This window comes from Streptomyces thioluteus, from assembly GCF_039535865.1.
Genome location: NZ_BAAAXZ010000114.1, coordinates 47,914 through 60,338, shown reverse-complemented (window position 1 = coordinate 60,338; position 12,425 = coordinate 47,914). Strand labels below are relative to the sequence as shown.

Here is a 12,425-nt window from a genome sequence, read left to right as displayed (position 1 = left end):
ACTTGCCCCATGCATAGGCCAATTGCCGGACCCCGAGGCGATTACCGACCTTCCGCCCCGGGCACAGACCGGGGTATGGGCTGGACGCACGACCATCGCGACCTGACTCAGCAGCGCGGCGCCGACGACGATGCCGCGCTGACTGTGGCCACCGAAGTGCCCGAGCGGGCGGAGGGGCGTCGCGACGCCTGCCCGCCGGGGGACGGCACGGACCCCAGGATCGGCATCCCGCGCATCATCCGGCGCCGCGCGCGCGTGGGTCTCGGCGCGGCTGCGCCACCCCCGCGGCCGCTGACACCCGGGCGCGCGACCGCCCTCCCCGCACACGGACGGGCCCCGTCACCGGCTCAGAGCGCACACCCCTGCGTCTCGGCCTGTGCCATGGCCGTACGGCCCACCACGACGTCCTCGTGCACCTCGTCCGCCGTGAGGGCGTAGCCCGTGTCCGCGTCGTCGAGCGACTTGGCGAAGACCACGCCGTAGACCCGCCCGTCGGGGGTCAGCAGCGGGCCGCCCGAGTTGCCCTGCCGCACGGTCGCGTACAGGGAGTAGACGTCGCGGCGCACATAGCCGCGGTGGTAGATGTCCGGGCCGTTGGCGTCGACGCGGCTGCGGACCCGGGCGGACCGCACGTCGTACGCGCCGTTCTCCGGGAAGCCCGCGACGATGGCGCTCCGGCCGCTCTCGGCGTCCACCGGGGCGAAGCGCAGGGCGGGCGCGTCCAGCGCGGGGACGCTCAGGACGGCGATGTCGCGCTTCCAGTCGTAGAGGACGACCTTGGCGTCCAGCAGCCGACCCCTGCCCCCGATCTGCACCGTCGGCTCGGTCACCCCGCCCACCACATGGGCGTTGGTCATCACGCGGTGCGGCGCGAAGACGAATCCGCTGCCCTCCAGCACCTTGCCGCAGCCCGGCGCGTTGCCGACGACCTTGACGATGCTGCGCTGCGCCTCGGCGGCGACGGCGCTGCCCGACAGCTCCGGGTCCGGCGGCGGCACCGAGGTGATGGTCTCGGCCGAGAAGGGGGCGAAGACCTGGGGAAAGCCGTTCTGGGCGAGGGCCGTGCTGAAGTCGGCGAACCAGGTGTTGGCCTCCCCGGGCACGACCCGGGCGACGCCGAGCAGCACCTTGGAGCCGCGCACCCTGCTTGCCGAGCGTCGGCAGGGAGGTGCCGGCGAGGGCGGAGCCGATCAGCCAGGCGACGAGCAGCATGGCGACGACGTTGACCAGCGCCCCGCCCGTCGCGTCCAGCGCGCGGGCCGGGGACCAGGTGATGTGGCCGCGCAGCCGGTTGCCCAGGTGTGTGGTCGCCGCCTGGCCCACGGAGGCGCAGACGATCACGATGACGACCGCCGCCACGGCGGCCAGGGTGCCCGGCGACCGGTCGCCCGCGGCGCTGTCCCAGACCACCGGCAGCGCGTAGAGGGCGGCCAGACCGCCGCCGAGGAACCCGACCACCGAGAGCACGCCGACCACGAACCCCTGGCGGTAGCCGATGACCGCGAACCAGGCGGCGGCCAGCAGCAGCACGATGTCCAGTACGTTCACCGAAGGGTGCCTCGCATTGCGGTTGTCGGCGGGACGGCGGCGGGTCTGCGGGGCCGGGGCACGGCGGTCAGGAGCTCCAGTCGAGCGGGACCTCCCGGCCGGCGTCCCAGGGCCGCTCCCAGCCCGCGTAGTGCAGGATGCGGTCGATCACCCCCCGCCGTGAAACCCCAGACCAGCGCCTCGTCCAGGTGGAACACCGGGCCGCGGTGGCCACTCGGGTGGACGGCGGTCGCGCGCTTCGCCGGGTCCGTGAGCTCGGTGACCGGGACGGCGAAGACCCGGGCCGTCTCCGCGGGGTCGACCGGCCCGACCGGGCTGGGCTCGCGCCACCAGCCGAGCACGGGGGTCACGACGAACCCGCTGACCGGGATGTACAGATCCGGCAGCACGCCGAAGACCTGGACGCCGGACGGGTCGAGCCCCGTCTCCTCCTCGGCCTCGCGCAACGCGGCGCGCACGAGCCCGCCGTCGGCGGGGTCGCCGTCCTCCGGGTCGAGGGCGCCGCCGGGGAAGGAGGACTGCCCCGCGTGCGAGCGCAGCGTGCCGGCACGCTCCAGGAGCAGCAGCTCCGGACCCTCGGGACCCTCGCCGAAGAGCACCAGGACGGCCGAGCGCCGCCCGCCCGTCTCGGGCGGCAGATAACGGCTCAACTGCTGCGGCTCGACGTCCCGGAGGGCCCGCGCGACCGGTTCCAGCCAGGCGGGCAGGCCCTCGGCGGTGACGGTGATCTCCCGGCTGTCCCGGCCGTACGTGCTCCTCATGCGCTTCCCCATGTCCCCGTTTGTCCCGGTCGTGCCTGGTGTCCCGGTCGTCCCTGGTCCGTGCCCGTCGGCCGCGCGGCGTTCCCGCGCGCCGTGCCCGTCAGCCGGCTCCCAGCGGGGGCGCGGGCGGCCCAGGGAAGTCCGGCGGCGGCTTGAGCCGCTGGCCCGGCATGCCGCCCTTCTCGTACTTGAGGAGCTTCTTCGCCTTCTCCGGGTCCGTCTCGCCCTCGCCGTACGAGGGGCACAGCGGGGCGATCGGGCAGGCCCCGCAGGCGGGCTTGCGGGAGTGGCAGATGCGGCGGCCGTGGAAGATGACGCGGTGCGAGAGCATCGTCCAGTCGCTCTTCGGGAAGAGCGAGCAGACCTCGGCCTCGATCTTCTCCGGGTCCGTCTCGGCGGTCCACCTCCAGCGGCGCACGAGGCGCTGGAAGTGCGTGTCGACGGTTATGCCCGGGACGCCGAAGGCGTTGCCCAGGACGACGTTGGCCGTCTTGCGGCCGACGCCGGGGAGCGAGACGAGGTCCTCCAGCCGGCCGGGCACCTCGCCGTCGAAGCGGTCCCGCAGGGCGGCGGACAGGCCCATCAGGGATCTGGCCTTGGCCCGGAAGAAGCCCGTCGGCCGGATCAGCTGCTCCAGTGCCTCGGGGTCGGCGGCCGCCATGTCCTCCGGCGTCGGGTAGGCGGCGAAGAGGGCCGGGGTGGTCTGGTTGACCCTCAGATCGGTGGTCTGGGCGGAGAGGACCGTCGCGACGAGGAGCTGGAAGGGGTTCTCGAAGTCCAGCTCCGGGTGGGCGTAGGGGTAGACCTCCGCGAGCTCGCGGTTGATCCGCCGGGCCCGCCGGACGAGCGCGGTCCGCGACTCCGGCTTCGACGGCTTCGAGGACTTCTTCGACGACTCCGAGGACTTCGACGGCTTCGCGGCCGGCTGCTTCTCCGACGCCGTCCCCGCGGCCCGACGGACTCTCGGTTTCGTCTCTTTTGCGTCGTTTGACGATTTCGCGGCGGGGCGTTCGCCCACAGCGGAATCACGGGCCGAGGTCACCCTCCCGGCCCCCTTGCCCTGTGCTCTCACCGGCGTATTGGACACCCGGCCAGACTAAAGCCCAGCAGTGACATCCGCCCCGGCCGCGGGAAAAGCACAGCCCAATCGGACCCCTGCCGTAGGGCTTCCGCCGACGATGCGCCACACTTGTGTTTGATCACACAGTTTTACCGACGGGCATCATGGGGACCACGGTCCTCTGTGCATGTCGACAAGGAGAGAACTCGTGGACGACGTTCTGCGGCGCGCCCCGCTCTTCGCGGCGCTCGATGACGAGCAGGCCGCTGAGCTGCGCGCCTCCATGGGCGAGGTCACTCTCGCGAGGGGCGACGCCCTGTTCCACGAAGGCGACCCGGGCGACCGCCTCTACGTGGTGACCGAGGGCAAGGTGAAGCTCCACCGCACCTCCCCCGACGGCCGCGAGAACATGCTGGCCGTGCTGGGCCCGGGCGAGCTCATCGGTGAGCTGTCCCTCTTCGACCCCGGACCGCGCACCGCCACCAGCCACCGCGCTGACCGAGGTCAAGCTCCTCGGCCTCGGCCACGGCGACCTCCAGCCGTGGCTCAACGCCCGCCCGGAGGTGGCCACGGCCCTGCTGCGCGCCGTCGCCCGCCGCCTGCGCCGCACCAACGACTCCATGTCGGACCTCGTCTTCTCGGACGTCCCCGGCCGTGTCGCCAAGGCGCTGCTGGACCTGTCGCGCCGCTTCGGCGTGCAGTCCGAGGAGGGCATCCACGTGGTGCACGACCTCACCCAGGAGGAGCTCGCCCAGCTTGTCGGCGCGTCCCGCGAGACGGTCAACAAGGCCCTCGCCGACTTCGCCGGCCGCGGCTGGCTGCGCCTGGAGGCGCGCGCCGTGATCCTGCTGGACGTGGAGCGCCTGGCGAAGCGCTCCCGCTGACGCGGGCCGTACGCACCGGAGCCCCGCTTCCCTCACGGAGCGGGGCTCTCGTACGTCCTCCCTCCGGCGGCCGCGAGCCGAAGGAGCCCGGCGGGCGCGGAGGTTGACGAGGCGCGAAGCCGCCCGGACCTGACAGAGTCCCGGCGGCCGTCCGGGAAACCCGCTCCCCGGACGGGCCCGTCAGATGAGCCCGTGCTCCCCCAGGTAATCCAGCTGCGCCCGCACCGACAGCTCCGCCGCCGGCCAGACCGCGCGGTCCACGTCCGCGTAGACGTGGGCGACGACCTCCTCGGGCGACCGGTGGCCCGCCTCGACGGCCGTCTCCACCTGGGCGAGACGCTTGGCGCGGTGCGCGAGGTAGTACTCCAGGGCGCCCCGGGCGTCGTCCAGGACGGGCCCGTGCGCGGGGAGGATCGTCCGGGCGTCCTCCTCGACGGTGAGCGTCCGCAGCCTGCGCAGCGAGTCGAGGTAGTCGCCGAGGCGGCCGTCGGGGTGGGCGACGACGGTCGTGCCGCGGCCGAGGACGGTGTCGCCGGTGAGGACCGCGCGGTCCGCCGGGAGGTGGAAGGAGACCGAGTCCGCGGTGTGGCCGGGCGTGGGAATCACCCGCAGGTCCAGACCGCCGGTGGTGATCACGTCGCCCGCGGCCAGGCCCTCGCCGCCGCCCGCCCGCAGCGCCGGGTCCACCGCCCGCACCGGGGCGCCCGTGAGCTCGGACAGCCGCACCGCGCCGTCGGCGTGGTCGTGGTGCCCGTGGGTCAGCAGGGCGAGCGCGATCCGCTTGCCCGCCGCCTCCGCCGTGGCGACGACTGCCCGGAGGTGCCCCTCGTCCAGCGGCCCCGGGTCGACGACGACCGCGAGGTCGGAGCCCGGCTCGGACAGCAGCCAGGTGTTGGTGCCGTCGAGGGTCATCACGGACGGGTTGGGCGCGAGGACGCAGGTCGCCCGCTCGGTGGCGGGCCCGCCCGGAACGGCCGCGCGCGGCCGGCCCGGCAGGTCGGCGGCTTCGGCTGGGTTCGTCATGCATCGGCTCCCGGAGTCGCTGGAATGTGCGGCGGGCCCGGCAGGCGGAAGGGGAGGTTCTTGGTGAACTCCTCGTGCCCGGGCCAGCTCAGCACGATCTCTTCCCCCCTGAGTTCGACGCGCGCCAGCACCGGGGTGAGATCCTGCTCACCTGCCGCGGCCAGCGCCCCGGCCACGCTCCCGAACGGCAGGAGCGAGCGGAGGGTCGCGATCGTCGGCGGCATCATCAGCAGCTCACCGCGGTCGTAGCCGGCGGCCGCCTCGGCGGGCGCGGTCCACACCGCCAGGTCCGCCTCGGTGGAGTCGTCGCAGGTGCGCTGCCCCTCGGGCAGGGCGGCGACGAAGAACCAGGTGTCGTAGCGGCGCGGCTCGAACTCGGGGGTGATCCAGCGCGCCCAGCCGCCCAGCAGGTCGCTGCGGAGCAGCAGACCGCGCCGTTCCAGGAAGTCGCCGAACGACAGCTCGTGGCTGACGAGCGCGGACCGGTCGGCCGCCCACTCCGGGCCGGTGGTGTCGGCCACGACCGTGGCCGGGGCCGGTCCGGCGAGCAGCACGCCCGCCTCCTCGAAGGTCTCGCGGACCGCCGCGCAGACGATGGCCTGGGCCACCGCGGGCTCGACGCCGAGGCGCGCGGCCCACTCCTCGGGCGAGGGCCCGGCCCAGGGCACGTCGCGTTCGTCGCGCGGGTCCACGGAGCCGCCCGGATACGCGAACGCGCCCCCGGCGAAAGCCATGGAGGCGCGTCTGCGCAGCATGTGGACGGCGATCCCGTCGTCCGCCCCGGCCCGCAGCAGCAGGACCGTGGCGGCGCGGCGCGGCGTCACGGGGTCGAGCTCGCCCCGCGCGATCCGCCTGATCCTGTCGGGCCATTCCGGTGGGTACCACTGGCCGTTGGTCGTCGCCATGGCCGGATGCTATGCGCTCACCGGCGGATGTTCGAGAGGATCCCGCGGCGGAAGAGCCCGCTGCAGGAATCGGCCGTCAGCCGGCGACCTCGACCTGGATCTCGACCTCGACCGGCGCGTCCAGCGGCAGCACCGCGACGCCGACGGCGGAACGGGCGTGCACGCCCTTCTCGCCGAGGACCTCGCCGAGCAGCTCGCTGGCCCCGTTCAGCACGGCGGGCTGACCGGTGAAGTCGGGCGCGGAGGCCACGAAACCGACGACCTTCACCACGCGGACGATCTTGTCGAGATCGCCGACGACGGACTTCACGGCGGCCAGCGCGTTGAGCGCGCACACGCCCGCCAGCTCCTTGGCCTGCTCCGGGCTCACCTCGGCGCCGACCTTGCCGGTCACCGGGATCGAGCCCTTGACCATGGGCAGCTGACCGGCCGTGTACACGTACGCGCCGGTCCGCACGGCCGGCTGGTACGCGGCCAGCGGCGGCACGACGTCCGGCAGCGTCAGCCCGAGCTCGGCCAGCCTGGCCTCGACGGCGCTCACTGCTTGGCCCGCTTCAGGTAGGCCACCAGCTGCTCGGGGTTGGGCCCCGGCACGACCTGGACGAGCTCCCAGCCGTCCTCGCCCCAGGTGTCCAGAATCTGCTTGGTCGCGTGCACCAGCAGCGGCACGGTCGCGTATTCCCACTTGGTCATGGCCCGACTGTAATGCCTCCCACCGACAGCCTCGTGCGAGGAGCCGCACAGCGCTTGGCTAGGCTCCGCACATGAGCAGGCTCCATGTCGTCAGCGGCAAGGGCGGTACCGGCAAGACCACCGTCGCCGCTGCTCTCGCACTCGCCCTCGCGGCCGGGGGCAAACGCGCGCTGCTGGTCGAGGTGGAGGGCCGGCAGGGCATCGCGCAGCTCTTCGAGACCGAGGCGCTGCCCTACGAGGAGCGGAAGATCGCGGTGGCCCCCGGCGGCGGCGAGGTGTACGCGCTGGCCATCGACGCCGAACGGGCGCTCCTCGACTACCTCCAGATGTTCTACAAACTCGGCGGCGCGGGCCGGGCCCTGAAGAAGCTGGGCGCGATCGACTTCGCGACGACCATCGCCCCCGGGCTGCGGGACGTGCTGCTGACGGGCAAGGCCTGCGAGGCCGTGCGCCGGAAGGACCGCACAGGACGCTTCGTCTACGACCACGTCGTCATGGACGCGCCGCCGACCGGCCGCGTCACGCGCTTCCTCAACGTCAACGACGAGGTCGCGGGGCTGGCCCGGATCGGGCCGATCCACAACCAGGCGCAGGCGGTGATGCGCGTCATCAAGTCCCCGGAGACGGCGGTGCACTTGGTGACGCTGCTGGAGGAGATGCCGGTCCAGGAGACGGTGGACGGCATAGCCGAACTGCGCGCCGCGGGCCTGCCGGTCGGCAGCGTCGTCGTCAACATGGTGCGGCCCGAGGTGCTGGACGGGGCGGCCGTGGAGGAGGCGGCGAACGGCCGGCGCGCGGCCGTGGCCGAGGCCCTCGCGCACGCCCTCGCCCGGACCTCCTCCGGCGGGGAGAACCGGGCGGGCACGGCCGCGTCCCTGGTCGCCCCGCTGCTGGACGAGGCGCGCGAGCACACCGAACGGCTCGCGCTCGAACGCGGCAGCCGGGCCAGGATCGAGGATCTCGGCCTGCCCGCCTGCGAGTTGGAACTGCTCGGCGACGGCGTGGACCTGGCCGGGCTCTACCGCATGGCCCGCGCACTGCGCACGCGGGAGATCGTGACCGGCACGAGCGAGGGGGCCCGGTGAGCCTGGACAGGACGACCGCTCTCGACATCGACGCCATCCTGGACGACCGCGGCACCCGCATCGTCGTGTGCTGCGGCTCCGGCGGGGTCGGCAAGACGACGACCGCCGCCGCGCTCGGCGTACGGGCGGCGGAGCGCGGCCGGAAGGCCGTGGTGCTGACCATCGACCCGGCGCGGCGGCTCGCGCAGTCGATGGGGATCGACGCACTGGACAACGTGCCGCGCCGCGTCCCCGGCGTCGACGGGTCGGCGGGCGGCGAACTGCACGCCATGATGCTGGACATGAAGCGGACCTTCGACGAGATCGTCGAGGCGCACGCGGACCGCGACCGCGCCCGGGCGATCCTGGAGAACCCCTTCTACCAGTCCCTGTCGGCCGGCTTCGCCGGCACGCAGGAGTACATGGCCATGGAGAAGCTGGGCCAGCTGCGCTCCCGCGACGAGTGGGACCTGATCGTCGTCGACACCCCGCCGAGCCGTTCGGCGCTGGACTTCCTGGACGCCCCGGGCCGGCTCGGCTCGTTCCTGGACGGCAGGCTCATCAAGGTGCTGATGGCCCCGGCGAAGATCGGCGGCCGGGCCGGGATGAAGTTCCTCGGCGTCGGCATGTCGGTGATGAGCGGCCCCCTCAACAAACTGATGGGTGCCCAACTACTGCGTGACGTACAGACTTTCGTGGCCGCGATGGACACGATGTTCGGCGGATTCCGTACCCGCGCCGATGCCACCTACCGCCTGCTCCAGGCTCCCGGAACGGCCTTCCTGGTGGTGGCCGCGCCCGAGCGGGACGCCCTGCGCGAGGCCGCCTACTTCGTCCAGCGGCTGGCGGAGGAACGGATGCCGCTGGCCGGGCTGGTGCTCAACCGGGTGCACGGCAGCGGGGCCGCACGGCTCTCCGCGGAGCGTGCGCTGGCGGCGGCCGAGGCGCTCACGGAGGGGGCCCCTCGCGACGGCGGACCGTCCGGCGGGCGGCACCGCGAACCACACGGGCGGCACCGCGGATTACCCAGAAAATCTTGACGGCACCGGCATTGTGGATCGTGGCAGCGGGCAAGCTGGGTCACGTACCGCTGATGACCCTGGCACCGCCACTCCCCTCGACACGTCCTCTCCCGAGAGCGGCTTCCCCCAGCCCGTGTCACCCGGAGTGCCCGCGGTGCCCGCGGACTCCGGCGGTACGGCACACCCGGCGCCGTCGACATCCGTGAGCGCATCGTCCGCGGCCTCGACGGATCCCGCGGTCTCCACCGAACGACTGGCCGCAGGACTCCTGCGCCTGCACGCCGAACGCATGCGGGTGCTGACGCGCGAGCGGCGCACGCGCGACCGCTTCACCGCGCTGCACCCGGACGTACCGGTGGCCGAAGTGGCCGCGCTCCCCGGTGACGTGCACGACCTGGAGGGACTGCGGGCCATCGGCGAGCGGCTCGCCGGTCACCCGGACCGGAGCGGTCCGGTCACCCTGCCGGCCCAGGCCACGGCAGGCCCGGCCGTGCCCGTGGACGGCGCCGGACAGGGCGCCCCCGCCCGGGGCTCCGAGGACTAGCCCGCCTCGGCGTACGCGTCGTCGTACTCCTCATCGCCCAGCGGCAGGAGGCCGGCGCCGCGCTCGTACTCCGTGCGGGCCGTCTCCAGCAGGCGGCGCCACGACGTCACCGTCGGCCGGCGCCGCAGCAGCGCACGCCGCTCGCGCTCCGTCATCCCGCCCCACACGCCGAACTCGACGCGGTTGTCCAACGCGTCGGCCAGGCACTCCGTGCGGACCGGGCATCCGGTGCAGACCGCTTTGGCCCGGTTCTGCGCTGCGCCCTGAACGAACAGTTCGTCCGGATCGGTCGTGCGGCAGGCGGCCTGCGCACTCCAGTCGGTTACCCAGCTCATGCTGGCGCCGTCCTCTCCCGAATCGAGGCTCCCCCACGGCGGCAGCGGCATATTCACCGTTGCCAGTTGAGGACGTTACGGAAGCAGGACAGGGGGCAACACCCCCTTCGGGCCCAATCTTGGATAGCCCGAAGGGACTATGCGTACGCGGCAGATCACCCACCGGAGTGACCTGGCGACATCAGCGACTTTTCCGTACGGATAGGGGCAGTTCACTCATCCCGCACGGGGCAGCCAGTGACACAGGCGGCAATACGGACACACCTCATCACCTACAGGAGTGAGGGCAGAGGTGAGGCTGAGGGCAACCGCAGTGACTGGCGTAAAACAGCGTAGGCGAACACACGGGCGCCTGTCCGCCGAATGAGAACGTAGGCTTTCCCCCATGGCTATGAAGCGCTCGGGCGGGGCGTCCTCTTCGGGGGGCACGCAGGCCGCAAAGTTCCTCGGCGTCAGCGTCCTCTCCGGAGTCCTTCTGGCGGGCCTGGCCCTGCCGGGCATCGGCGCCTTCGGACTGGCGGCCAAGGGGACGGTGGAAGGTTTCGACGAGCTCCCCGCGAACCTCAGGACGCCCCCGCTGAGCCAGCGGACCACCATCCTCGACTCCGAGGGCGGCGAGATAGCCAAGGTCTACTCGCGCGACCGCACGGTCGTCCCCCTCGGCAAGATCTCCCCCTGGATGCAGAAGGCGATCGTCGCCATCGAGGACGCCCGCTTCTACGAGCACGGGGCGGTCGACCTCAAGGGCGTGCTCCGCGCCCTCAACCGCAACGCCCAGAACGGCGGGGTCTCCGAGGGCGCCTCGACCCTCACCCAGCAGTACGTCAAGAACGTCTTCGTCGAGGAGGCCGGCGACGACCCCGACAAGGTCGCCGTCGCCACGCAGCAGACCTTCGGCCGCAAGGTCAAGGAGCTGAAGTACGCCATCCAGGTCGAGAAGGAGCTGGGCAAGCAGCGCATCCTCGCCAACTACCTGAACATCACCTTCTTCGGGCAGCAGGCGTACGGCGTCGAGGCCGCCTCCCAGCGCTACTTCAGCAAGCACGCCAAGGACCTGACGCTCGGCGAGTCCGCCCTGCTGGCCGGCATCGTCCAGTCGCCCAGCCGCTTCGACCCGGTCAACGCGCCCAAGGCGGCCACCCAGCGGCGCAACATGGTCCTCCAGCGCATGGTCGACCTGAAGAACATCACCCCGGCCCAGGCCGCCGCCGAGAAGGCCAAGCCGATCAAGCTGAACGTCAGCCGTCCGAAGAGCGGCTGCATCACCGCCGTCAACGGCGCCGGCTTCTTCTGCGACTACGTCCGCCAGGTCTTCCTCCAGGACCCCGCCTTCGGCAAGTCGAAGGAGGCCCGCGCCAAGCGGTGGAACGAGGGCGGCATGACGATCCGTACGACCCTCGACCCGCAGACGCAGAAGTCCGTCCAGAAGTCGATCAGCGACCACGTCTACCAGAGCGACTCGGTGGCCACGGCGATCTCCATCGTCGAGCCGGGCACGGGCAAGGTGCTGGGCATGGGGCAGTCGAAGCCGTACGGCTTCGGCAAGGACCAGACGCAGATCAACCTGTCGGCCAACCACGCCATGGGCGGCTCGACGTACGGCTTCCAGCCCGGCTCCACCTTCAAGCCGATCATCGCGGCGGCGGCGCTGGAGGAGGGCAAGTCGGCGAACCAGACGTATTCGTCGCCGTACAGCATGCCGTACCCGTCCGAGATCGCGACCTGCAAGGGCACTTGGAAGACCGAGGGAAGCACGGTCAGCAACGAGAACCGGAGCGAGGTCGGCCCGTACGGCATGGCCGAGGCGACCGCCAAGTCGGTCAACACCTACTACATCCAGCTCCTCGAGGACATCGGCATCTGCCCGGCCGTGAAGATGGCGGACAAGCTCGGCCTCAAGCCGGCCAGCGGGGCCACGATGGAGCAGGTGCCGGCCATGGCCATCGGTGGTGCGGCGGGCATGTCCCCGCTGAGCATGGCCGCCGCCTACGCCACCTTCGCCAACAAGGGCACGTACTGCTCCCCCGTCCTCATCACCTCGGCGCAGGGTCCCAACGGCAAGCCCCTGAACATCCCCAGGACCAGCTGCTCCCGGGCCATGTCGGAGGAGACCGCCGAGACGGTCAACACCCTGCTCAAGGGCGTGGTCGAGGACGGCACCGGCAAGGAGGCCGGCCTCGGCGGGCGCGACAGCGCCGGCAAGACCGGTACGACGGACGGCCGCAAGGCCGCCTGGTTCGTCGGCTACACCCCGAACATGGCGGGTGCCGTGTGGGTCGGCGGCGCCGGCGACGAGGTGTCGATGGAGGACATCACCATCGGCGGCGTCTACCACGGCCAGGTCTACGGCGGTGACACCCCGGGGCCGATCTGGCGCGACGCCATGAGCGGCGCCCTGGAGGGCAGGCCCGCGCCGTCCTTCGACACCGTCTCGGGCATCGACACCGGTGGCTCGGACAAGGACAAGGCCGGGAAGAACAAGAAGGGCGGCGGCAAGGCCCGCCCGGGCAACAAGCCCGGCCGTTCCCACTGACGCCTGAGGAAAAGGGGCCCGCCCGGACCGCGTACGGTCCGGGCGGGCCCCTT

Annotated in this window: 8 protein-coding genes and 4 pseudogenes; 4 read left to right on the top strand and 8 right to left on the bottom strand. The window is 72.4% G+C overall.

What is annotated here, in order from left to right:
* Window positions 1–347 precede the first annotated feature (347 nt).
* The 3 genes and pseudogenes from ABD794_RS15135 to nth all read right to left on the bottom strand — a co-directional run bounded on the left by ABD794_RS15135 (window position 348) and on the right by nth (window position 3,351).
* Window positions 348–1,548 (bottom strand): annotated as a pseudogene (locus ABD794_RS15135) (MarP family serine protease).
* Between the two features lie 67 nt (window positions 1,549–1,615).
* Window positions 1,616–2,309 (bottom strand): annotated as a pseudogene (locus tag ABD794_RS15130) (NUDIX hydrolase).
* A 100-nt stretch (window positions 2,310–2,409) separates the two neighbouring features.
* Window positions 2,410–3,351 carry an endonuclease III gene (nth, locus tag ABD794_RS15125; protein WP_344963794.1) on the bottom strand — a complete coding sequence of 314 codons (942 nt, stop codon included), beginning with the start codon at window positions 3,349–3,351 and terminating at the stop codon, window positions 2,410–2,412.
* A gap of 226 nt (window positions 3,352–3,577) precedes the next feature.
* On the opposite strand from nth, the pseudogene ABD794_RS15120 reads away from it, so the two are divergent.
* Window positions 3,578–4,253 (top strand): annotated as a pseudogene (locus ABD794_RS15120) (Crp/Fnr family transcriptional regulator).
* 180 nt (window positions 4,254–4,433) lie between these two features.
* Here the strand turns inward: ABD794_RS15120 and ABD794_RS15115 are convergent.
* From ABD794_RS15115 to sp36, 4 genes are all read right to left on the bottom strand, one after another.
* A complete protein-coding gene (locus tag ABD794_RS15115; RefSeq protein WP_344963792.1) occupies window positions 4,434–5,276 on the bottom strand; it encodes an MBL fold metallo-hydrolase in 843 nt (280 codons plus the stop codon).
* Entirely contained in the window at window positions 5,273–6,181 is a 909-nt protein-coding gene (locus ABD794_RS15110) for an NUDIX hydrolase (RefSeq protein ID WP_344963790.1), read from the bottom strand. The genes ABD794_RS15115 and ABD794_RS15110 overlap by 4 nt, the downstream gene beginning before the upstream one ends.
* A gap of 76 nt (window positions 6,182–6,257) precedes the next feature.
* Window positions 6,258–6,722, bottom strand: a complete 465-nt coding sequence (locus ABD794_RS15105; protein ID WP_344963789.1) for a RidA family protein — start codon at window positions 6,720–6,722, stop codon at window positions 6,258–6,260.
* Complete coding sequence (gene sp36, locus ABD794_RS15100) at window positions 6,719–6,874, bottom strand: Sp36 family protein (RefSeq protein ID WP_143650014.1); 156 nt, start codon at window positions 6,872–6,874, stop codon at window positions 6,719–6,721. The genes ABD794_RS15105 and sp36 overlap by 4 nt, the downstream gene beginning before the upstream one ends.
* A gap of 71 nt (window positions 6,875–6,945) precedes the next feature.
* Between sp36 and bagA the strand changes: the two genes are divergently transcribed.
* Window positions 6,946–7,959, top strand: coding sequence for an ATPase BagA (bagA, locus tag ABD794_RS15095; protein WP_344963787.1), 1,014 nt, complete (start codon window positions 6,946–6,948; stop codon window positions 7,957–7,959).
* Window positions 7,956–9,504, top strand: a pseudogene (gene bagB, locus ABD794_RS15090) (ATPase BagB). The gene bagA and the pseudogene bagB overlap by 4 nt, the downstream one beginning before the upstream one ends.
* On the opposite strand, the gene ABD794_RS15085 reads toward bagB, so the two are convergent.
* Entirely contained in the window at window positions 9,501–9,839 is a 339-nt protein-coding gene (locus ABD794_RS15085; protein ID WP_344963785.1) for a WhiB family transcriptional regulator, read from the bottom strand. The pseudogene bagB and the gene ABD794_RS15085 overlap by 4 nt on opposite strands.
* A gap of 385 nt (window positions 9,840–10,224) precedes the next feature.
* Here ABD794_RS15085 and ABD794_RS15080 point away from each other — a divergent pair, with 385 nt between their 5' ends.
* A complete protein-coding gene (locus ABD794_RS15080) occupies window positions 10,225–12,372 on the top strand; it encodes a transglycosylase domain-containing protein (protein WP_425586027.1) in 2,148 nt (715 codons plus the stop codon).
* The last annotated feature ends 53 nt before the right edge of the window (window positions 12,373–12,425 follow it).